This window comes from Alcaligenes nematophilus, from assembly GCF_026344155.1.
Classification (GTDB): Bacteria; Pseudomonadota; Gammaproteobacteria; order Burkholderiales; family Burkholderiaceae_B; genus Alcaligenes; species Alcaligenes phenolicus.
Genome location: NZ_JAPKMZ010000002.1, coordinates 652,684 through 675,191, shown reverse-complemented (window position 1 = coordinate 675,191; position 22,508 = coordinate 652,684). Strand labels below are relative to the sequence as shown.

Here is a 22,508-nt window from a genome sequence, read left to right as displayed (position 1 = left end):
ATGGTGATGGGAAGGGTTCAGGCCGAAGCCGAACGGCGGGTTTTACTGCTTTTGGGCGCAGCTTTGCTCGCTTGCGGGCCTTGCCACAATTCGCTCAATGCACGGCGGTACTCGCGTGGAATGACTTTGACGAATTGTGCGCGGGCGCTGTCCCAGTCTTTCAAGAGCTCGCGGGCCTGGAAGCTGCCCGTGGCCTTGAAATGTTCCTGAACCAGGGTTTGCAAGATGGCATCGTCGGTCTGACGTTCGCCCTGGGCGCTACGGCTGTGCCATTGCGCCATGCTGCTGTTCATCTCTTGCTCGGCCTTGCTCAAGACCGGCTCCAGATCCACCATGCCGGGGTTGCAGCGCAGTTGCAGGCGGCGTTGCGGGTCCCACACGTAGGCCACGCCACCGGACATGCCGGCTGCAAAGTTGCGGCCCACTTCGCCCAGGACAACCACGGTACCGCCCGTCATGTATTCGCAACCATGATCGCCTACGCCTTCCACAACCGCGCTGGCACCGGAGTTACGCACGGCAAAGCGTTCACCGGCCACGCCGTTGAAGTAAGCCGCACCGGACAGGGCGCCGTAAAGCACGGTATTGCCCACGATGATGTGGTCCGGGCCGTAGCCACGAAAGTCGTTGGGCGAGCGCACGATAATGCGGCCGCCGGACAAGCCTTTACCTACGTAGTCATTGGCTTCACCCACCAGATCCAGGGTGATGCCCTGCGCCAGGAAAGCGCCAAAGCTCTGACCCGCTGTACCTTTGCACTGAATGTGCAGGCTGTCGTCAGGCAGACCTTGATGGCCGTATTTCTTGGTGAATACGCCCGAGAGCATGGCACCGACGCTGCGGTTGCGGTTGCGTACGGGGGTGATGAAGGACAGTGGGGTGCCCTGATTCAAGGTCACGGCGCTGCGCTCGATCAGTTGGCGATCCAGCGTGTGTTCCAGGTCATGATCCTGGGTAGCGATCTGACGTGGGGACTCTTCATTGTCCACTTTGTGCAGCAGGCGGGAGAAGTCCAGGCCCTGGGCTTTCCAGTGTTCGATACCGCTGCGCATATCCAGCCAGTCGCTGCGACCGATCAGATCGTCAAAGTGGCGTACACCCAGCTTGGCCATCAGTTCACGCACTTCTTCTGCAACGAAGAAGAAGTAGTTCACTACGTGTTCGGGCTTGCCCTTGAACTTGCGGCGCAGCACGGGGTCCTGGGTGGCAACACCAACGGGACAGGTGTTCAGATGGCATTTGCGCATCATGATGCAGCCTTCCACGACCAGCGGAGCGGTGGCAAAGCCAAATTCATCCGCACCCAGCAAGGCACCGATCACCACATCGCGGCCGGTTTTCATCTGACCGTCGGCCTGCACGCGGATGCGGCTGCGCAAGCGGTTCAGCAACAGGGTTTGCTGGGTTTCAGCCAGACCCAGTTCCCACGGGGTACCGGCATGCTTGATGGAGGACAGGGGCGAAGCACCCGTACCACCGTCGTGACCGGCAATCACGATGTGATCGGCCTTGGCTTTGGCAACACCCGCAGCCACAGTACCCACACCGACTTTGGACACCAGTTTCACGGAGATATCCGCTTGCGGGTTCACGTTCTTTAAATCGTGAATCAGCTGGGCCAAATCTTCGATGGAGTAAATGTCGTGATGGGGGGGAGGAGAAATCAGGCCCACACCGGGAACGGAGTAACGCAGCTTGGCGATGTACTCGGACACTTTATGACCGGGCAATTGACCGCCTTCACCGGGTTTGGCACCTTGTGCCATCTTGATCTGAATTTGATCCGCACTGCACAGATACTGAGCTGAGACGCCAAAGCGGCCAGAGGCAACCTGTTTGATGCGCGAACGCAGCGAATCGTTTTCTTGCAGGTCTATGTCGGCAAACACGCGATCCTGGCCTAACACGCTGGCCAAGGTGTCACCCTTACGGATGCCGCTTTTACCATGCTGCATTTCATGCTGGTAGCGCAGCTCGTCCTCGCCACCTTCACCAGTATTGGACTTGCCGCCAATCCGGTTCATGGCCACGGCCAGTACGGCGTGGGCTTCGGTTGAAATCGAACCCAGCGACATGGCGCCGGTTGCAAAGCGTTTGACGATCTCGCTAGCCGGTTCCACCTCTTCCAAAGGAATCGCTTGAGCCGGGTCCAGACGTAGTTCGAACAAACCACGCAGTGTCATGTGACGGCGGCTTTGCTCGTTGATGAGCTGGGCGTATTCCTTGTAGGTGCTGTAGTTCTGGCTGCGGGTGGCGTGCTGCAGTTTGGCGATGGAGTCGGCGGTCCACATATGGGCTTCGCCGCGCACGCGTACTGCGTATTCGCCACCGGCTTCCAGATGGTTTTCCAGCACGGGGTCTTTGCTGTAGGCGGCGCGGTGCTGACGCAGCGCTTCTTCAGCCACGGTGAAGATATCAATCCCTTCTACCGGACAGGAGGTGCCCACAAAGTACTTGTCCACCAGCGAGCGCGACAGGCCGATGGTCTCGAAAATCTGCGCGCCGGTGTAGGACATGTAGGTGGAGATGCCCATTTTGGACATGACCTTGTACAAGCCCTTGTTGATGGCCTTGATGTAGTAGCCCTCGGCCTGGGAGGCGTCGATCTGGTTGATCGGGTCCTGGGCCAGATGCTGCAGGCTTTCAAAAGCCAGCCAGGGGTGCATGGCTTCGGCACCATACGCACCCAGCAGGGCAAAGTGATGCACTTCACGGGCCGAGCCGGTTTCCACAACCAGACCCGTGCGGGTACGCAGACCGATGCGGATCAGGTGCTGGTGAATGGCCGAGGTTGCCAGCAGGGCGGGGATGGCCACATGCTCGGCGTCACATCGGCGATCTGTCAGGATCAGGATGTTGTAGCCATCGCGCACGGCATCTGCCGCACGGGCGCACAGTGCGGCCACGCTGGCCTCAATGCCTTCCGGGCCCCAGGCGCTGGGGTAGATGATGTCCAGTTCCTGGCTGCGGAACTTGCCATTGCTGGCCGCTTCAATGCGCCGGATCTGGTTCATGTCAGCCGGGCTCAGCACGGGCTGGGACACTTCCAGGCGCAGCGGCGGGTTGACGTTGTTGATGTCCAGCAGATTGGGCTTGGGGCCAATAAAGGACACCAGCGACATCACCATCTGTTCCCGAATCGGGTCGATAGGCGGGTTGGTAACCTGAGCAAACAGCTGGCGGAAGTAGTTGTAGAAGGGCTTGGACTTGTCGGACAGCACGGCCAACGGAGCGTCGTTGCCCATGGAGCCGGTGGCCTCTTCGCCCTTGCTGGCCATGGGCTGCAGGACGACTTTGATGTCTTCCTGGGTCCAGCCAAAAGCTTGTTGCTGATCCAGCAGGTCGCGGGTGGCCAATTGGGGGCGCACGCCGGGCACGCTGGGCAGGGAGTCCAGGCGCAAGCGCAGGCGTTCAATCCATTGCTTGTAGGGGTGGGTGTTAGCCAGTTGGGATTTGATCTCGGCATCGTCAATGATGCGGCCCTGTTCCAGATCGATCAGCAGCATCTTGCCCGGTTGCAGACGCCATTTCTTGACGATGCGGTGCTCGGGGATAGGCAGGGTACCGGCTTCAGAGGCCAGCACAATCATGTCGTCGTCGGTAATGACGTAGCGGGCGGGACGCAGGCCGTTACGGTCCAGCAGTGCACCAATTTGCAGGCCATCAGTAAAGGCGATGGCAGCAGGACCATCCCATGGTTCCATCTGAGCTGCGTAGTACTCGTAGAAAGCGCGACGGCTTTCGTCCATCTCGGCGTGTTGCTCCCAGGCCTCCGGCATCATGATCATCATGGCGTGTGGCAGCGAGTAGCCGGCCATCACCAGCAGTTCCAGGCAGTTGTCGAAAGTGGCCGTGTCGGACTGGCCTTCGTACACGATGGGGTAAAGCTTTTGCAGATCCGAACCCAGCACGGCCGATTCCATGGCGCCTTCACGGGCACGCAGCCAGTTGAAGTTGCCCTGTACCGTGTTGATCTCGCCGTTGTGGGCGATCAGGCGGTAGGGGTGGGCCAGAGGCCAGGCGGGGAAGGTATTGGTGGAAAAGCGCTGGTGCACCAGGGCCAGGGCGGAACAGGCGCGAGGGTCGGCCAGATCGCGGTAGTAGCGGCCAACCTGGTCAGCCAGCAGCAGGCCTTTGTAGACGATGGTACGCACCGAGGCCGAGGTCACAAAGTATTCCTGGCCGTGGGCCAATGCCATGCGGTAGATGGCGTGGCTGGCGGTCTTGCGGATCACGTACAGCTTGCGCTCCAGCGCATCGGGCACCATCACATCCGGGCCGCGGCCAATGAACAGCTGGCGAATCACCGGTTCGTTGGCCTTGACGGTGGGCGACATGGGCATGGTGCTGTCCACCGGCACATCGCGCCAGCCCAGCATGTGCTGGCCTTCGGCACGTACCGCACGTTCCAGCTCCTGTTCACAGGCCAGGCGGGAAGCGGTTTCCTTGGGCAGGAACACCATGGCTACGCCGTACTCGCCGGGGGGCGGCAGGGTCACGCCCTGAGCGGCCATTTCTTCGCGGTAAAGCTGGTCGGGGATCTGGATCAGAATGCCTGCACCGTCACCCATCAAGGGATCTGCGCCTACAGCGCCGCGGTGATCAAGGTTTTCCAGGATTTTAAGGCCTTGGGTGATGATGGCGTGGCTCGCCTGGCCTTTGATGTGTGCGATAAATCCGACGCCGCAGGCGTCGTGTTCGTTAGCGGGAAGGTACAAGCCTTGGGCTTGGGAGGGACAGGAGTGTGTCATGGGCGTATCCGCAAAGAACGTGTTAAAGCGGTGCATTTGTTGCAGCGCAAAAAATAAAATACAGCGATTTTTTTTTTGCACGCAAGATTTTTTTGCGAATACGGTAAAAAAAATTAGGGACCTGCTCTCACAGGCCCCTTATCACCCGTCTGAACCGGGTGCAGTGTGGCAAGATCGCTGCACATGCGGGTTTGCGCAGAAATCAGGTCCACACAAGCGCTATTTGCCGCTGCGGTTCTGGCTCATTTGCCCCAGAATCTGCAGAGCTTCTTCGCCTTCCAGCAGTTCGGAAAACAGCTTGCGCTCGCGTTCCAGAACCTCCAGCAAAACTTCGCGCTGGGGTTCTCGTAGCAGACGCTTGCTGGTGCGTAAGGCAATGGGAGGCTGCTCGGACAACGCGTGGGCGCAGGCACGGGCGGCTTCCAGGCTATTGCCGTGGTCGGTCAGTTCAGTGAGCAGGCCGTCTTCCATGGCTTGCTCGGCACTGAAAGCTTGTGACAGCAGCAGCCATTCGTTGGCACGGCGTGGCCCCACGTACTGCGCCAGCAGGTGGCTGGAGGCGCCTTCCGGGCACAGGCCCAGTGCGGTGAAAGGCATGCGCAAACGCGCGTCACGGGCCGCGTACACAAAGTCCGCATGCAGCAGCAAGGTTACGCCAATACCCACTGCGTGACCTTCTACGGCCACGATCAGTGGGATGTCGGCCTGGACCAGACTGCGCAGGAATTTGATCGGTGGCGGCATGTCGCTATTGCGCACATTGGACAGCTCCGAGATGTCGTTGCCGGCACAGAAATGCTCGCCCGCGCCGGTCAGAACCAGGGCACGATATTTCTGGTTCTGATTGGCCTGGTCGATGATGTCGGCCAGCTCTTCGTACATGGGGCCAGTCAAGGCATTGCGTCGTTCCGGGCGGTCCAGAATGACTTCCAGCCAATGGCCTGCGTCATGAGTCCGTATCATGGCGTGCTCCTGTTCAGGCGAAGGGGGAGGCCAGCAGTGCTGCCTTGGCTTCCTGGTATTCGCGATGCAAACGGGCCACGATGTCGGCAGTAGATTCCACCGAGTCAATGCCACCAATGCCTTGACCAGCGCCCCAGATGTCGCGCCAGGCTTTGCTCATGCCCGAACCGAAGGCGGTGTCGGCATTTTTTTCGCTGTCCAGCTTGTCCGGGTCCAGGCCTGCAGCGCGGATGCTGTCCTTCAGGTAGTTGCCGGGGATGCCGGTAAACAGCGGGGTGTAGACGATATCGGCGGCACGACCCTTGACGATCATGTTCTTGTAATCGTCCGAGGCATTGGCTTCGGTACTGGCAATGAAGCGCGTGCCGATGTAGGCCATGTCGGCCCCCATGGCTTGGGCCGCCAGAATGTCGCGACCCCGGCTCATGGCGCCGGACAGGGCTATCGGGCCATCAAAAATCTGACGGATTTCGTTAACCAGCACAAAGGGGCTCAAGGTACCGGCGTGGCCGCCAGCACCTGCAGCCACCACGATCAGGCCATCCACACCCGCTTCCAGCGCTTTTTCAGCATGACGCAAGGTGGTTACGTCGTGGAAGACTTTGCCACCCCAGGCGTGCACATGCGGCACGATGTCTTGCGGGGCGCGCAGGCTGGTAATCACCAGTGGCACCTTGTGGTCGGCGCACACACGCAAATCCTGCTCCAGGCGGTCGTTGGATTGGTGGATGATGTGGTTGATGGCGTAGGGGGCGATGCGGCGCTCGGGATGGCGCTCGCGTAGTTCGGCCAGGGTGTCGTCGATCTCGTCCAGCCAATCCTTGAGCTTTTCCTGGGGGCGGGCGTTCAAGGCGGGGACGGAACCGATGATGCCGCTGGCGCATTGCGCAATCACCAGGGCAGGGTTCGAAACAATGAACATGGGCGCTGCCATTACAGGCAGGGTCATAGATTGATAAAGCTGCTGCGTTAATGCCGATGGCATAAGGTCGGTCTCCTGTTATCGAAAGAAGTGCCCTGCCTCTTGAAGGGGCGGGGTCCTGCAAGGAAGATCTGCCGCTGATAATCTATCGTCACCTATTCTAGGACGGTTTATCGTCGCCCGGCTTGGTGCGCTGCACAAATTCCTCCGGCCTCGAAAATGACCATGGTTTGAGCACTTTTTTCTGTCCGTAGGCCGGACTAAGAAGACGTAGTGCACAATAAGCGACTTGAAGGATTTTTGTTTGCTATGACCACGACTGAACGAAAAGCGCCCTTGGCGGGATTGCGTGTTCTGGACTTGACGCGCGTGCTGGCCGGGCCCTGGTGTACTCAAAACCTGGCTGATCTGGGTGCAGAAGTCATCAAGGTCGAGCGTCCCGGTGCCGGGGACGACACCCGAGGCTGGGGGCCGCCGTATCTGCAGGATGGTCACAGAGCGGACACGGAAGATGCGGCCTATTTTGGGGCTGCCAACCGTAATAAAGAGTCCATCATCCTGGATATAGGCACTGCACAAGGTGCCGAGGTGGTGCGTCAACTGGTCAGTCGCTGCGATATTCTGGTGGAAAACTTCAAGGTCGGTGGCCTGAAAAAGTACGGACTGGACTATGAAAGCCTGCAAGCCATCAACCCGGCCCTGATTTATTGTTCGATTACCGGATTTGGGCAGACTGGCCCCTATGCAAGTCGTCCAGGATATGACTTCATGATCCAGGGGCTGGGTGGTTTGATGTCCCTGACAGGTGAGCCAGGTGGTGAACCGCAAAAAGCGGGTGTGGCTGTGGCCGATGTCATGACAGGCATGTACGCCACCGTGGCTGTGCTGGCAGCCGTGGTGGAGCGCCACCGTAGTGGCTTGGGTCAGCATCTGGATATTGCTCTGCTGGATTGTCAGGTGGCCATGATGGCCAACCAGAACATGAATTACTTGTGTACCGGACAGGCACCACAGCGCCCCGGCAATGCACATCAGAATTTGGTGCCCTATCAGGTCTTTGAGGCCAGTGACGGGCATTTGATTGTGGCGGTGGGCAATGATGCCCAGTTTCGCAGTTTTGCGCAGGAGCTGGGGCACCCCGAGTGGGCGGATGATCCCCGTTTTGCGCGCAATGCCGGACGAGTCATGCACAGGGACGAGTTGGTGCCCATGCTGGCGCAGATCATGCGAAGCCGAACGCGCGATAGCTGGTTGCAGACGCTGGAAGCCGTAGGTATTCCAGCCGGGCCCATCAATACGATGGAACAGGTTTATCAGGACCCGCAGGTGCTGGCGCGCGGCTTGCGCCTGGACTTGCCGACCGGGCAGGGGGGGAGCGTGCCTTCGGTAGCCAGTCCTTTACGTTTGTCGGCCACGCCGGTGCAGTATCGCAGTGCGCCCCCGCGTCTGGGAGAACACACCCGCGAGGTCCTGGCACGAGTGCTGGAGCTGTCGCCCGACGAAGTCGAGGCCTTGGTGTCCGGCTCCGCTGCGCAGGCTTAATTTTTATTGCTTTTCGATCAGGTTGTGAATCATGAAACAGATACAAACCATCGCTATTGTTGGCGCAGGTGCTATGGGAAGGGGCATTGCCCAGATTGCTGCCCAGGCTGGCAAGCAGGTCTTGCTGTATGACCTGAATGCGGATTCGGTCAAGGCTGCTTTGGCGGATGTACACGCCGTCTGGAGTCGTTTGCAAGAAAAAGGCCGCATGACGGCGGAACAGGTGGACGCGGCCAAAGCGTGTCTGCAAACCGCCAGCGATCTGCAAGCCTTGGCCCCTGCCGATCTGGTTGTGGAAGCCATTGTGGAGCGTCTGGACGTCAAGCAAGGCTTGCTGCAACAGCTGGAAGAGATTGTGTCGGCCGATTGCGTGCTGGCCTCCAATACCTCTTCGCTGTCCATTACTGCCATTGCCCAAGCCTGCCGTCACCCCGAGCGTGTGGCTGGCTATCACTTCTTCAACCCCGTGCCGCTGATGAAAGTGGTCGAGGTTATCGACGGTCTGCGCACCTCTCCGGAAGTGGGCGATGCCTTGATGCAAGTGTCGCGCGATATGGGCCACACGCCGGTGCGCGCCAAGGATATGCCCGGCTTTATCGTGAACCACGCCGGTCGTGGCATGAACATCGAGGGCCTGAAAATCGCCCAGGAATGCGTGGCGCCTTTCTACCAGATCGACGCCATCATGCGCGAGCAGGCCGGTTTCCGCATGGGGCCCTTTGAACTGCTGGATCTGACCGCGCTGGATGTGTCCCATCCGGTCATGGAATCCATTTACCGTCAGTTCTACGATGAGCCGCGCTTCCGTCCTTCGCCCATTACCGCCGTGCGTCACGCCGGTAAATTGTTTGGTCGCAAGAACGGCGAAGGCTTCTACAAGTATGAAGATGGCAAGAAACAGGTTCCTCAAGAGCCTGCTGTTCCCGCTGTCACCTCCTTTGCTCCTGTGTGGGTCTCGCCTTACCATGAGCAAGGTCAGGCTCGCGCGCTGCAATTGCTGAGCGAACTGGGCGTGAAAGTGGTGGAAGGCGACCAGCCACCTGCTGATGCGCTGATTCTGTTGACGCCGTACGGTGAAGACGTGGCGACTTTGGTGTCCTTGCATGGCCTGGACCCAGCTCGCACCGTGGCGCTGGATACCTTGTTCGGCCTGGAGAAAGGCCGCCGCCGCGTGCTGATGTGCTCGGCTGCGACCACACCAGAATGGCGCGATCAAGCCTGGGCCATGCTGGCCAGCGATGGTACGGCGGTTAGCGTGATCGAAGACTCTGCCGGTTTTGTGGCCCAGCGTTTGGTGGCTACCATCGTGAACATCGCCAGTGATATCGCTCAGCAGCAGATAGCGACCCCATCAGATATCGATGCCGCTGTGCGTCTGGGCCTGGGTTATCCGCACAATGGCCCGCTGTCCATGGGTGATGCCGTCGGCTCGCGTGATTTGCTGGATGTATTGAACACCCTGCAAGCTGTCACGGGCGATATGCGCTACCGCGCCAGCCCCTGGCTGCAACGCCGTGTCCAACTGGGTATGTCCTTGACGGCATTGGCTCAGTGCAAGGCGCAGTAAGGCCTGAGATTGCTCTCTTGGACGCTTTATAGCGTGTTTTAGAGGTAGATCAGCCTACAAGCTTATGAGTCGGCCTGAGTCCGGGGTGACACCGGACTCAGGCTTTTTTATTGGCAGCCTGAACCAGGTGCTCAATAAACGGATGCTTAGGCCGGGCTCAGGGCTCCAGGAGAGCAGACTATTACTTCTGTGTTTTGGTCGCGGGTATTTTCACCGAAGCCAGATCGGGATACAGCTCGATCAGTTCGGGCAGCAGCGCTTCCTCGCTGAGCGGGATGATGAAAATCGTCTTGCCATCTACGCTGGCCAATGTGGGATAGCTAAGCTCAAAGGTCTTGCCGTCTTTCTTGAAAGTACGGTTGTAGATCAGCACGGCGTAGTCGCGTCCTGTGCTGGTTTTGCCGAACTGTGCAGTATCCACGTCGTAGTGGCCAGACAGAATCTGTACGGGCTGATGCTCATCCATAGAGCGGCCTACCCGGATCAGTTCGGCAATGGTCTCCGCATGGTCCTTGCCCATTGCTTTTGCAATTTTCTGAATTTTGCGCGGCGACTGAAATTGCAGAATTGTTTCCAGGTCTCTGGCCATGGTGGCTTGTAGCAGCGTGTGCATAGCCTGCTCCAGGCTATCTCGATTCAGGATGCTGGTAGCCTGCGCTGTGCTCTGTGTGGCTGCCGTTGTCGACGCATTGGCGAAGGTCTGAGCCGAAGGGAAAATTAAAGCGGCAAGGGCTGACAAGACGCCCGTCACGGTCAGACGGGCAGCGGAAGTAATACGTGTCATGGTAAGTATCCGCAGCTGTTAGATAGCCGCAGTCTGCAGTGATCCAAGGGCTAGATTGTAGGGGGCGTGTCCTGCATCAGTCACCTGCAAACCGTTTCAGGCAATAAAAAAGCCCGATGAATATTCATCGGGCTTTTTGTATTCGCAGGCTCTGTTCGGTGCCAGAACCTTGTCGCAGTCTTACTTGGCGGCGTTAACCATGTGCTGGATGGCAGCACGGATTTCGTCGTCGGAGGCTTGCGAGCCACCGCGTGGAGGCATGGCGCCTACACCGTGAATGGCTTTTTGAACCATAGTGTCCATACCGGATTCGATATATGGCTTCCAGGCCGCTTGATCGCCAAACTTGGGCGCGCCAGCAACACCGGCTGCGTGACAGGCAAAACAGATGGTGTCGTACAGCTTGATACCGGCTGGGTCGACCTTGTTGTCATCCGCAGCAGCGGTTTGGGTTGCTTTGGGAGCTTCTGCAGCAGGAGCCTCTTCAGCCGGCTTGGTATCGGCAGCCGCAGTGGCTTCAGGCTTGGCGTCAGCTTCTTCACCTTCTGGTGCGGGAGCGTCGGGTTCCTTGAAGTCAGCGCCAGCAGCGTTAGCCATGTAAGCAACGGCACGAGCCACTTCGATGTCGTCCAGCGAAGGGTTACCACCCTTGGCAGGCATGGCGCGGATACCATGAATAGCGTTCTTGACCAGCTCGTCCTGACCCAGCTTGATCAGCTCGCCCCAAGCGCCCTTGTCACCAAATTTAGGCGCACCGGCTACACCGGCGCCGTGACAGGCGGTACAGGTGGTTTCGTAAACTTGCTGACCAGTCTTCAGCTCTTTGACGGCATTGGCGTCAACCAGTTTGAAACCGGCAACAGGCTGAATGCGGGCTGCAATGGCTTCAGGGGAAAGGGCGGCGGAGCCAGCACCTGCACCCATGGTGGAGGTAACCAGGCTGACCAGCATGACAATAATCGCGATGGGCACCAAGAAAGCCAGAGCCACGGTCACAAGCAATTGTTTAGGGGTTTTGATCATGGCTGAGTGACCCTCGTTGTGTTCTTCGGGTTTTTGTTCCGTGTTGCTCATTATCGGATCCTGCGAGTTCGTACAAGAAATGACGGGAGGGCCTTAAAAGGCCACCAATAAAGGCTTGCGCCTACCTAATGGGTGTGCGCAAGGACGTGTCTACCAAGCCACCGACCCAGATCGCGCAACCATGGATTATAGCGGAGTGTGTCGCTCTTGTATCTGACTCTTGATTTAGCGCACTCATAATTGCCGGATAGATGCTGAAAAAAACTCCAAACTCGCGCTACAATAGCGAGCTTGGCGTCCGTAGTTCAATGGATAGAATTAGGGTTTCCGAAGCCCTCGATACAGGTTCGATTCCTGTCGGACGCGCCAGAACTTCTTGTTTATACGGCTCTTTAGGGCTGCTTTTCAAGACCTGGCTTGAATTTCCAGTTATAAAGTGTCGCGATGCAAGCAGCCAAAGGCTGCTTTTTTTGTGTCTGTTGTTTGTCAAAACACGGCCTCATGCGCGGTTCAGGTGAGGTGGGCTAATTATTGATCCTGATCATTTGGCCTGGGACGAAATTGCGTATTCGCCTGCGTTGATAGGCAAGCTTGCGCTTGGGAGTTTGGCCGGGACAACGATCAGGCGTATAGGCAATGGCGATGTCTGGACAGGCAGTGCCTGGAATCTTGAACTTGTGGCCGTCGCTACAGCCAGATGTGCTGCCATCGCAGTCTATGCAAGACAAAAGGGGCCTCGGCCCCTTTTTCTTTTTCCTGAGCAACTTTCTGGTTTTTAAACAGCTTCGGCACAAATCACATAGTCGTGGCCATGACGCAGACCACCCAAGGTCTGGTTCAAGGCCAGAGCTTGCTTGCGCAAGGCTTGGACATGCTCGGACAAGGCCATGGCCAAGTTGCGGTCCTTCAGACGGCGCAAGCGCCCGTCACACATATCCAGTTGACCGTGGATAAAGTTGTCGCCGTAACGAATGCCAAAGCGCTGCGCATCCACACAGCGATAGCCGGATTGCCGCAGATGACGCAGGACCCAGTCCATCGGGTACTCGCGATACGGGCGCTCGCCTGCCAGTAGCAGGCAGGCATCACGCAAACGGCCTATTTCCACAATCAATTTGCCCGCCGGGTCCGTGCTGCTATAGGGCACGTAGGGCTCCAGACCAATAATGTAGAGACGCTGGCCGGTAAGCGGCCGCAGGCGGCTGAACAACTGGTCCTGGGTGTAGGGGGCAAAGCCGTCTATGGCACCCAGTAGATAATCGGCCAGAACCGTATCAAAGCGTTCGCCCTGCAAAAATTCAGGGTCACTCCAGTTGCCCACCAGCAGACGGTCCTCGGGGCGTTTTTGATCGCCCAGCTCACGGGTGACTTGTTCGGCCATGCTGGGAGAGGCGGTAATGGCCGTCCAGCATTCTGTGTCCAGCGTCAGCAACCAGCGCAGCGAACCCTTGCCGGTGCCCGCATCCAGAAAGTTGCCCCAAGGGCGCTCGCCCTGCATGTCGGCCACGATCTGGTACAGACGGCTACCCGTGTGTATGGCGGTCTTGCTCAAAATTCCACCTGTATCCCGGCCAGGATGTTGCGTCCCATCAGCGGGGCCTGACGGGCAATAAAGGAGGTATGGCGGTAAGCCAACTTGTTCAGCAAGTTATTTCCTCTCAGGTACAGGGTGTAGGTGTTCTGATCCATATGCAGGCGGTAGCTTAAACCCATGCTGAGCAAACCGTAAGACGGCGAACGCTCTTCATGTTCAGCCAGTCGGTCCTGGGCAAAGGTGTGGGTGTAGCCGACAAAGCCGGACCAGTTCTGCCAGTTCAGATCCGTGCGAATACCCAGGCGGGCGGCGGGCATGCGGGGCAGGTTGCGGCCAGGATCTTGCAGTTTACCGCGCACCAGATCGCCATACACGCTGACCGAGGCCCAGGATGTGACGGGGTAAGAGGCTTCTGCTTCCAGGCCCCAGAACTGGGCCTTGTCCTGGCTGTATTGAATCAGCTGAAAGTCTTCGTGACGATCCAGGCTGCGGCCATAAATGTAGTTCGAGCTACGGGTGTAGAAGGTACGTAGATCAAAGCGCAGATCGCCCAGGTGTTTTTGCAGTCCCAGGTCCACCGTGTGGCTGGTCTCACGATCCAGGTTTGGGTCGCCACGCTCATAGCTCAGCGTGGCAAAGTGCACGCCTTTGGCAAACAGTTCCTGAGCCGTGGGCAGACGCTGAGAGCGGGACACGGACAGGCTGGCGGCGTATTCGGGTGCGAAGTCCCAGACCGTACCTAAAGAGAAGGAGGTCGCCGTGCCTTTGCGGCGTTCCAGGGTTTGCGAGTCGGGCGTGACGGTTTGCCATTCCTGACGTGCGCCCAGTTCCAGACGCCAGTCGTCCCAGTTCACGCTTTCCAGAAGGAACAGGCCCTGGCTGCGAGTACGGGTGGGCGGAATGAAGTTTTCAGTACCGTCGCGGGACGCAAAATCAGACTGGCTGGTTTGCAGGCCGATGACCCCTTCAAACGGCCCCCAAGGGTTGTGTTCCAGCTCCAGGCGCGTGTCGTAACCGCGATTGGTGAAGCGGGTGCCATCAATATCGCCATCTTTTTCAACGTGCTGGTAGTTGGTCGCACCAGCGCGCAGGCGAGCCCGTTTGAAGCCGGGCAGAGGGTCTCGCAGTTCGCCACGGATATCGAAACGCTGAGTACGCAGGTGAGCGGTGGCCGAGTGTTCGTGCTCATGACCGTGGTCGTGGCTGTGCCCATGATCGTGGTCATGGCCGTGATCGTGACTGTGGCCGCCGCAATGCAGAGTGGCACCGTGCGGGTGGCAGTCCTCGTATTCGTGGCTGTGACCGGGCAGACCGTAGCTGCCTTCACGGTAGGAGTAGGCCGCGCCTATATAGCCACGGTCCCCAATAAAGGAGAGGCCAACGCTGCCTGTGTCCGTGCTGGAGTCGGAGTCCTTGACGCGTCCATCGGTCCAGTTGGGGACGCGATAGTCGCGGCTACGGTGCGAGGCACCTTCTACGTGCAAGGCGATATTGCCTTCGCCGGCTGTCATCTCGACTGCGCCGATTCTGCCACGATCAGCCGTGGAGCCCTGGGCACGTACCGAGCCTTCAAAACCTTTTTCGGGGATGGCTGTGGGGATTTTGCGATCCAGCACGTTGACCACGCCACCAATAGCACCGCCTCCGTAAAGCAGGGCCGATGGGCCGCGCAGCACCTCGATGCGATCCGCTTGCCAGGTGTCGACTGTGATGGTGTGGTCGGGCGAGATGGCCGACGCGTCCATGACCTCTGCGCCATCGCTCAGAACTTTGACGCGAGGTGCGGTTTGGCCGCGAATGACGGGGCGGCTGGCACCGCTACCAAAGCTGTCTACATGGATGCCGACTTCACCGTCCAGCAATTCACCCAAGGTGCTGCTGCGGCGCAAATCCAGTTTGGGGCCTTGCAGGACCGTGCTGGCGGTGGCCAGCTCGGTTTGTCGCAAGGCCAGGGGGCTGGCAGAGATTCGGATAGGGGCCAGTTCAGGGACAGCTTCTTCAATTTCATTGGCTTGGGCAGAGGCGCACAAAAGCAGAGCCAGGGCTAGTGGCAGGGGGCGGGGTTGGAAACGCATCTCATCTTCCGGTTTGTTAATTTTCGAGATGTTATAACATAACAATAATTTTCTGGTTTAGTAAAAAAACTATGTCAGCTCCAGGGGGCTTGACCACGCTGGCACAGCGGCCTGCCCATCAAAAAATTGAGAATCTTGAAATAGACGCCTGAAAATCGTCTGTCTGTTTTGGTGTTTCGGAGTAAAAATCCGACATGCTATTTGATCTTCCCGACTTCCAGACCCTGTACACAGCCTTGCTGACCCGAGATGAACGCTATGACGGTCAAGCCTTTGTCTGCGTGTCTTCCACGGGGGTGTTTTGTCGTCTGACTTGTCCGGCCAGAAAGCCCAAGGCCGAAAATTGCATCTTTCATGCCACTATTGGCGAATGCATCCAGGCCGGTTTTCGACCTTGCAAGCGATGCCATCCGCTGCAAGCTGCGGCTTTGGAAGACCCCACAATCACCGCTTTGCTGCGAGAGCTGGACGCCAAGCCGGGCCTGAGATGGTCGGAAGGACATCTGGAGCGTATGGGTTATGACCTGTCTACGGTGCGCCGCAGCTTCAAACGGCACTTTGGCATGACCTTTCTGGAAATGGCCAGGCAGCGTCGTCTGCGCGAGGGTTTCGAGACTTTGGCTACGGGTGGCAATGTGATTGCCGCGCAGCATCAAGCCAGCTTTGAGTCTGCCAGTGCGTTTCGGGCTGCCTTTGCCCGCTTGCTCGGCTGTGCGCCTGCTGCCTTGCGGACGGGTGGCTTGCTTCGGGCTAGCTGGATACCCACGCCTTTGGGAGACATGGTTGTGGTCAGTAGCCAAAGCCATTTGCATCTGCTGGAGTTCGTAGATCGAAAAGGCTTGCCCGTTGAACTCAAACGTTTGCAGGCTTCGATCAAGGATGGCATTGGTATTGGCGTGATGCCGCCTTCAGAGCAGGCGGCTGCCGAGTTGGCGGATTATTTTGCCGCACGATCGGATTGCTTTAAGACGCCCCTGGCTTTGACCAGTGGCAGTGCCTTTACGCAAGAGGTCTGGCGCATATTGCAAAGCATCCCGGCTGGAGAAACACGCAGCTATTCCGATATTGCTCGCCAGATAGGGCGGCCAAGTGCTGTGCGTGCGGTGGCGCGGGCGAATGGGGCGAATCAGATTGCCTTGATGATTCCGTGCCATCGTGTGATCGGCGCTGATGGTTCCTTGACCGGTTATGGGGGCGGACTGTGGCGTAAACAGCGTTTGATCGAGATTGAGCGGGAACTCAAGAGAGTAAAGCAGTAACAGCCCAACAGAGCAGAGGCAGGAATGGGGTGTTCAGATCAAACAGGCTGTTCTTGTGTGTTGGTACAGGATGCCAAGCCAGGATCCATAAATAACAAAGGCCCAATGAACAAGCCCCAAAAATCCGGATTTTATCCAGATGTTTGGGGAGGCTCAGAACAGCGGGTCGCTTAAGCTACGTTAGCTGTTTTCCAGTTCAGGCGGAATCAGATTGCGTTCGTAGCGATGGACGTAGTCCTCAAAGGACTCCTGATCCTGCGCTTCGATATCAATCTGGGCTTGCAGAGACTCTTTGGCCTGTTGCTCGAAAGCGGCTTGCTTGTCGGCAGGTAATGGATGGGCCAGCAAGGTTTGGTGATGCTCGCGGCTGCGTTGCAAGGCGTAGTCGTGAAAGCTCAAACCGGTTTCGCGCAAACGGCTCAGCAGTTGGGCCGACGGAGTCAGCTCCGGATTCTCCAGCTTGCGGATTTGGGCTTGCACGGCTTCGGTGTGACCTTGGGTGTTCAGGGCCTGATCCAGCATTTGCGCATACGGCAGCAGCGATTCGAGAATTTCGTGCCCCCAGTCTTGCAGGCTGACGCTTTCTTTTTGCTGATTGGTCAGCATCAGGCCGGGGCGGCGGCCTTCACGCACAACAGTCGCAAAGTTGTTCTTGCTGTCCTGACAGTAGCCGCCGTCCGGGAAGAAGGGGCTGTCTTGCACGGCACAGAACAGCAGGAACGTATCCAGGAAGCGGCAGGTTTGCTCGGAAATTCCAGTAGGCGATTCAGGGTCTATATCCAGACAACGAACTTCGATGTATTCCACACCGCGCTGGGCCAGGGCTGTAGCCGGGCGCTCGCTGCGCTGGGTGGTGCGCTTGGGACGAATGCTGGAGTAGTACTCGTTTTCAATCTGCAGGATATGGGTGTTGAGCTGAATCCACTCGCCATCGCGGTGGGTACCCAGTTTTTCGTAATCCGGCCAAGGAGTTACGGCAGCGTGATACATGCGCATCACAAAGGTGTCCAGGTCGTTGTAGCAAAGCTGGAGCTCGGCCTGGGCTTCCTTGTTGTGATAGCCCAGATCGCTCATGCGCAAGCTGGTTGCCCAGGGCATGGTCAAGGTGTCCTCGTCGATCTTGTCCAGATTGTTGCGGCGACCTTGCAGGAAGTTCGCATCCAGCACGGGCGAGGCACCAAACAAGTACATCAGTAGCCAGGAATAGCGCGTGAAGTTGCGGATCAACGCCAAATACCCATTGGAGCGCTGATCTTGCAGATTGTCGCCACAGACATTCAACAAGGGCCAGATGCTATCAGGCAGGGAAAAGTTGTAATGCACGCCGGCAATACATTGCATGGGCTTGCCATAACGTTCGGCCAGGCCACGGCGGTATACATGCTTGAGCATGCCCGTGTTGGACTTGCCGTACCAGGCAATGGCAATGTCTTTTTCGGCGGGCAGCAATGCGGGCATGGACTGGTTCCAGATAATCTCCTGGTCCAGCTTGCCGGCCACAAAGGTGTGGATGTCGGTCAGCTCCTGCAGCACGTCCTCGACCCGGGCTTGCGGCTCGGTAATCAGCTCCAGCAGGGCCTCGGCGTAGTCGGTCGTGATATGGCCGTTGGTCAGGGCCGACCCAATGGCTTGCGGGTGGGGGGTGTTTGCCAATTGGCCCAGCGCATCGACGCGCAGTCCTTCTTTTTCGATGCCGCGCAAGATTCCCGTCAAAATCTCGGGATTCTGTTGCAGGGCAAGGCGGCGTTCGTGGCTGGTGTTCATGGTGGTGTTTCCCACTTTCGAAATCGGGTGCAAGATACGGGACTGTTCAAGGGGGCCTGGCCCCGTCTATAAATAGTAGTCCGACCAGACTTGCTTTGTTAAGTTGCGCCAAAAGGCGTATCGGGCAGGGCGAGTATAAGACGGCTGTTTAGCCAGCCGATGAAAAGCATGAAACGGGATATGGGATTAGCACCATGATGATCAGGCGCATTACCGCGGTACTGGCGGCTTTCTTGATGTTGGCAGCCTGCAGTCCAGAGTTTAACTGGCGCAAGGTTCAGCTTGAACAAACGGGCCTGTCGGCCATGCTGCCCGGCAAGCCCACGACCAGTCACCGACTGTTGGATTTCGAGCAGCATCAACTGGATTTTTACCTGACTACCGCCACGGCGGGCGGGCAAAGCTACACCGTGGGCCATGTGATTTTGCCCAAGGAACTGCAGCAGGACGAGGCCGCTCGCCAACGCTTGTACGAGGCACTGCACGATTCCCTGCGCGAGAAATTCATACCCGATGGGCAAGTCAGCGAGAAAAACCAGATACAACTGCCGCCACCCGGACAGATTTTCTTCATGACGCGCGATGTGGGCGGTGTGGCCTTGCGCCTGGAAGCGATGATACGCATGGAGCCGGGCTGGCTGGTGCAGGGCTTTGTTATGACGGATTCCGGGAAGGCCCCGGACGCGGCTCAGGCAAAGGTTTTCTTTGACGGCTTAGCTCGCTAGCCGGGTCGCCGCTGATCAGGTGCTGCTGCAAGGCCAGGGTAATGGCAGCTTGGCGGCTATAGACTCCAAGCTTGGCGTAGGCGTTCTGGAAGTGGAAGTTGATCGTGCGTTCAGTAATGCCCAGGATGATGCTGATTTCCCAGCTGGTCTTGCCATGGGCAGCCCAGTTCAGGCAGGACTGCTCGCGTGAAGTTAAGTGCGTCACGGTAAAGCCATTCCTCATGCATTCGTGGTAGACGTCGGGCCAATGTACTCAAATTTAGCTTAGCTGGCAGACAAATGTGCATGAAAATAATGATGTAAATCAAAGCATTGTCTTTTCTATGACGTTACCGTTGCCCAGAGTTCTGAATCGATCCTGGCTGGTCGATTTGGACGCCGCGCCGCAGCGATGCTAGAATTTTGTCTTATACGTTTTGCGCCGATTTGCCTGATCCGCTTGCGGGCGCTCCATAAATCCAGCTAAAGAGGTCCTGATGGCCACTGATTCCGTCCCTAGCGCCGACACTGGCGCCCTTAGCCCATCCTGCGGTTTGATCCCCGAAGGTTCTGTGGGCCCTGTACATGCCGAACTAATTGCCTTTGACGAACCCCTGCATCTGCGCAGCGGGCAAGTGCTGCCCAGCTACGAGCTGGCGGTCGAAACCTACGGCACCCTGAACGAAGAACGCAACAATGCGGTATTGGTGTGTCATGCACTCAATGCCTCGCATCACGTTGCCGGTTATTACGACGACGATCCTAAAAGCACTGGCTGGTGGGACAATATGGTCGGCCCCGGCAAAGCCGTTGATACGGATCGTTTTTTTGTCATCGGGGTCAACAATATCGGCTCCTGCTTTGGCTCTACCGGCCCGTCCAGCATCAATCCGGCCACTGGCAAACCTTGGGGCTCCGAGTTTCCCGTTTTGACGGTAGAAGACTGGGTGCGTGCCCAAGCCCGTCTGGCCGACTACTTTGGCATTCGCAAGTTTGCGGCCGTTATGGGTGGCTCCCTGGGTGGCATGCAGGCCCTGAGCTGGGCCATCAGCTGCCCGGAGCGCGTGGAAAACTGCGTGGTCATTGCCAGTACCCCGCGCCTGTCGGCCCAGAATATCGCTTTTAACGAAGTGGCCCGCAGCGCCATTTTGTCCGACCCGCAGTTTCACGGTGGTAATTACTACGAGCACGGTGTGGTGCCCAAGGCTGGCCTGGGTGTTGCTCGCATGGTAGGCCACATCACTTACCTGTCCGACACCGTCATGGCCGAGAAGTTTGGCCGCAACCAGCGTGCCCCAGCCCAGGGCGGTGAGTACCACTACAACTACGGCGTGGAATTCGAGGTCGAGTCCTATCTGCGTTATCAGGGCGAAAAGTTCTCGCGTTACTTTGACGCCAATACCTATCTGATCATCACCCGTGCGCTGGATTACTTTGATCCGTCGCGCCAGCACCAGGGGGACCTGGTCAAGGCGCTTGAAAAGGTGCAGGCCAAATTCCTGCTGGTGTCTTTCACCACGGATTGGCGTTTCTCGCCCGAGCGCTCGCGCGAAATCGTGCAGGCTTTGTTGCGCAACCAGCGCGAGGTCACTTACGCCGAAATTGATGCTCCACACGGGCACGACGCTTTCTTGTTGGAAGACCCCCGTTACCATGCCGTTGTGCAGGGATACTATGACCAGATTGCCGCTAATTTGGGCTTGCCTGCGCGCACCCGTACTACAGGGGTGTTGGCAGAATGACTAAGCCGCAAACTCAGGTGGATGCCGCCATGTTAAGACCGGACTTGCTGCGCATTGCGCAGTGGATTGAGCCAGGTTCGCGTGTGCTGGATCTGGGCTGTAACGATGGCACCTTGTTGGCGCATCTGCGTGACACGCGCCAGGTTGTCGGAACGGGGGTGGAGCTGAACGATCAGTTTGTGATTGCTTCTGTACGCCGTGGCGTCAATGTCATTCAGCAGGACTTGGAAAAAGGCCTGGCGCTGTTCAGCGACCAGCAGTTCGATACCGTTGTCCTGTCCAAGACACTGCAATCCATGCACCATACCGAGCACATCCTGCGCGAGATGGCGCGGGTGGCGCGGTATGGTATCGTCTCGTTTCCTAACTTCGGTTATTGGCCGCATGGCTGGAGCATTTTGCGCGGGCGCATGCCAGTCACGGGCGAAATGCCTTACCAGTGGTACAACACGCCCAACATCCATTTGTGCACCATGAAAGACTTTCAGGATCTGGCCCAGGCGGTGGGCGTACGTATTCTTGATCGTGCTGCCTTCAATGGTCGCGACACGGTGCGTTTTTTGCCGGGCTGGCGCAGTACCTTGGCCATGTATCGTTTCGAGTCTCCCCATTTTCTTGCTGCTTAGCGCTAATAAGGCCTGACGTGTCACGTGTCTATACCAGTCCCCGAGTCTTGCCTTTGCTGATTCTGGGGTTCGCCAGCGGCCTGCCTCTGGCCCTGGTTTCAGGCACCTTGCAGGCCTGGGCAACCGTTGAAAATGTTTCACTGACCGAGATTGGTTTTCTGACCCTGGTCGGCTCGGCCTACACGCTGAAGTTTCTCTGGGCTCCTCTGATTGATCGCTACGCGCCGCCGTTCATGGGGCGCAGGCGCGGCTGGATCCTGGTCACTCAACTGCTGCTGGCCGCCTCCATTGCGGCCATGGGCCTGTTTTCTCCCTCGGTGAATTTGACCGCACTGGCCTTGCTGGCCGTGTGGGTGGCCTTCTTGTCGGCCACGCAGGACATAGCCTTCGATGCTTATTGCACGGACGTGCTGCAAGCACATGAGCGAGCGGCGGGGGCGGCGGTCAAAGTCATGGGCTATCGCATTGCCATGATTGTGTCCGGCGGCCTGGCCCTGATTCTGGCGGACCGCTGGCTGGGCTGGTCCAACACGTATTTTCTGATGGGTGCCTTCATGGCGCTGTGCGCGCTGGTGACCCTGATTTCACCCGACCCACAGGAACAAAGCCGTCCACCGCGCAGTTTGTCAGAAGCCGTGATCGCGCCTTTGGCCGATTTTTTCTCGCGTCCAGGTGCCTGGAGTGTTCTGGCGCTGATTGTGCTCTACAAGCTGGGTGATGCTTTTGCAGGTGCCTTGTCCACCACTTTTCTGATTCGTGCAGCCGGCTTTACCTTGTCCGAGGTCGGCACTATCAATAAGGTGTTTGGTCTGGCTGCTACGGTCGTCGGAGCCTTGATGGGGGGGGCGATCATGGCCCGCCTGGGGCTATACCGGGCCTTGATGATTTTTGGTATCTTGCAGGCCGTCTCCAACCTGGGCTATTGGCTGATCGCGATTGAAACCGCGCCATCCATGTGGCTGATGGGGATTGTGGTCGGTCTGGAAAACCTGTGTGGTGGCCTGGGCACAGCGGCTTTTGTCGCTTTGCTGATGGCTTTGTGTAATCGGACCTATTCCGCCACTCAATTTGCGCTGCTGTCGGCCCTGTCGGCAGTGGGGCGTACCTATCTGGCCGGGCCTCTGACGCCTGTGCTGGTCGAATCCCTGGGTTGGCCAGGCTTTTTTATTTGTACCGTCTTTATTGCTGTGCCTGGCTTGCTGATGCTGCGTTGTTATCGGGGTCTTATTCAACAGCTTGATGCGTAAAAAAT

At 58.0% G+C, this 22,508-nt stretch carries 16 protein-coding genes, 1 tRNA gene and 1 riboswitch; of the genes, 8 read left to right on the top strand and 9 right to left on the bottom strand.

The window, feature by feature from the left end:
- Positions 1-17: 17 nt before the first annotated feature.
- From OSH04_RS08245 to OSH04_RS08235, 3 genes are all read right to left on the bottom strand, one after another.
- Positions 18-4,751 carry a glutamate synthase-related protein gene (locus OSH04_RS08245; RefSeq protein ID WP_266108245.1) on the bottom strand — a complete coding sequence of 1,578 codons (4,734 nt, stop codon included), beginning with the start codon at positions 4,749-4,751 and terminating at the stop codon, positions 18-20.
- Between the two features lie 219 nt (positions 4,752-4,970).
- Entirely contained in the window at positions 4,971-5,714 is a 744-nt protein-coding gene (locus tag OSH04_RS08240) for an enoyl-CoA hydratase/isomerase family protein (protein ID WP_266108244.1), read from the bottom strand.
- A 13-nt stretch (positions 5,715-5,727) separates the two neighbouring features.
- Positions 5,728-6,699 carry an NAD(P)H-dependent flavin oxidoreductase gene (locus OSH04_RS08235; RefSeq protein WP_009462684.1) on the bottom strand — a complete coding sequence of 324 codons (972 nt, stop codon included), beginning with the start codon at positions 6,697-6,699 and terminating at the stop codon, positions 5,728-5,730.
- A 246-nt stretch (positions 6,700-6,945) separates the two neighbouring features.
- Here OSH04_RS08235 and OSH04_RS08230 point away from each other — a divergent pair, with 246 nt between their 5' ends.
- Both OSH04_RS08230 and OSH04_RS08225 read left to right on the top strand, forming a co-directional pair.
- Positions 6,946-8,178 carry a CaiB/BaiF CoA transferase family protein gene (locus OSH04_RS08230; protein ID WP_266108243.1) on the top strand — a complete coding sequence of 411 codons (1,233 nt, stop codon included), beginning with the start codon at positions 6,946-6,948 and terminating at the stop codon, positions 8,176-8,178.
- A 31-nt stretch (positions 8,179-8,209) separates the two neighbouring features.
- On the top strand, positions 8,210-9,745 hold the full coding sequence (locus tag OSH04_RS08225; protein ID WP_009462680.1) for a 3-hydroxyacyl-CoA dehydrogenase: 1,536 nt from the start codon (positions 8,210-8,212) through the stop codon (positions 9,743-9,745).
- A 181-nt stretch (positions 9,746-9,926) separates the two neighbouring features.
- Here OSH04_RS08225 and OSH04_RS08220 read toward each other — a convergent pair whose 3' ends face one another.
- Both OSH04_RS08220 and OSH04_RS08215 read right to left on the bottom strand, forming a co-directional pair.
- The gene (locus OSH04_RS08220) at positions 9,927-10,529 is read right to left on the bottom strand and encodes a hypothetical protein (RefSeq protein WP_266108242.1); all 603 of its coding nucleotides are present in this window, start codon (positions 10,527-10,529) and stop codon (positions 9,927-9,929) included.
- Between the two features lie 180 nt (positions 10,530-10,709).
- Positions 10,710-11,603, bottom strand: coding sequence for a c-type cytochrome (locus OSH04_RS08215; RefSeq protein ID WP_035269225.1), 894 nt, complete (start codon positions 11,601-11,603; stop codon positions 10,710-10,712).
- Positions 11,604-11,846: 243 nt separating this feature from the next.
- Here OSH04_RS08215 and OSH04_RS08210 point away from each other — a divergent pair.
- Positions 11,847-11,921 (top strand) — tRNA-Arg (locus OSH04_RS08210).
- A gap of 406 nt (positions 11,922-12,327) precedes the next feature.
- Here the strand turns inward: OSH04_RS08210 and OSH04_RS08205 are convergent.
- Both OSH04_RS08205 and OSH04_RS08200 read right to left on the bottom strand, forming a co-directional pair.
- Positions 12,328-13,104 carry a class I SAM-dependent methyltransferase gene (locus OSH04_RS08205; RefSeq protein WP_266108241.1) on the bottom strand — a complete coding sequence of 259 codons (777 nt, stop codon included), beginning with the start codon at positions 13,102-13,104 and terminating at the stop codon, positions 12,328-12,330.
- Complete coding sequence (locus OSH04_RS08200) at positions 13,101-15,161, bottom strand: TonB-dependent receptor domain-containing protein (RefSeq protein WP_266108240.1); 2,061 nt, start codon at positions 15,159-15,161, stop codon at positions 13,101-13,103. Before OSH04_RS08200 ends, OSH04_RS08205 begins: the two co-directional genes overlap by 4 nt.
- 194 nt (positions 15,162-15,355) lie before the next feature.
- Between OSH04_RS08200 and OSH04_RS19675 the strand changes: the two genes are divergently transcribed.
- Positions 15,356-16,420, top strand: a complete 1,065-nt coding sequence (locus OSH04_RS19675) for a bifunctional transcriptional activator/DNA repair enzyme AdaA (protein ID WP_083054285.1) — start codon at positions 15,356-15,358, stop codon at positions 16,418-16,420.
- A gap of 180 nt (positions 16,421-16,600) precedes the next feature.
- Here OSH04_RS19675 and gshA read toward each other — a convergent pair whose 3' ends face one another.
- Positions 16,601-18,184, bottom strand: coding sequence for a glutamate--cysteine ligase (gene gshA, locus OSH04_RS08185; RefSeq protein WP_266108239.1), 1,584 nt, complete (start codon positions 18,182-18,184; stop codon positions 16,601-16,603).
- A 194-nt stretch (positions 18,185-18,378) separates the two neighbouring features.
- Here gshA and OSH04_RS08180 point away from each other — a divergent pair, with 194 nt between their 5' ends.
- Positions 18,379-18,909, top strand: coding sequence for a hypothetical protein (locus OSH04_RS08180; RefSeq protein ID WP_026484092.1), 531 nt, complete (start codon positions 18,379-18,381; stop codon positions 18,907-18,909).
- Here OSH04_RS08180 and OSH04_RS08175 read toward each other — a convergent pair.
- On the bottom strand, positions 18,839-19,114 hold the full coding sequence (locus OSH04_RS08175) for a response regulator transcription factor (RefSeq protein WP_009462666.1): 276 nt from the start codon (positions 19,112-19,114) through the stop codon (positions 18,839-18,841). The genes OSH04_RS08180 and OSH04_RS08175 overlap by 71 nt on opposite strands.
- Before the next feature lie 203 nt (positions 19,115-19,317).
- Positions 19,318-19,396, top strand: a riboswitch (SAM riboswitch).
- Here OSH04_RS08175 and metX point away from each other — a divergent pair.
- From metX to OSH04_RS08160, 3 genes are all read left to right on the top strand, one after another.
- Positions 19,386-20,630, top strand: coding sequence for a homoserine O-succinyltransferase MetX (gene metX / locus OSH04_RS08170; RefSeq protein WP_035269235.1), 1,245 nt, complete (start codon positions 19,386-19,388; stop codon positions 20,628-20,630). (Overlaps the previous riboswitch by 11 nt.)
- The gene (gene metW / locus OSH04_RS08165) at positions 20,627-21,256 is read left to right on the top strand and encodes a methionine biosynthesis protein MetW (protein WP_009462662.1); all 630 of its coding nucleotides are present in this window, start codon (positions 20,627-20,629) and stop codon (positions 21,254-21,256) included. The genes metX and metW overlap by 4 nt, the downstream gene beginning before the upstream one ends.
- Before the next feature lie 17 nt (positions 21,257-21,273).
- Positions 21,274-22,503: a muropeptide transporter gene (locus tag OSH04_RS08160; protein ID WP_080655531.1), complete on the top strand. Its 1,230-nt coding sequence runs from the start codon at positions 21,274-21,276 to the stop codon at positions 22,501-22,503.
- Positions 22,504-22,508 lie beyond the last annotated feature (5 nt).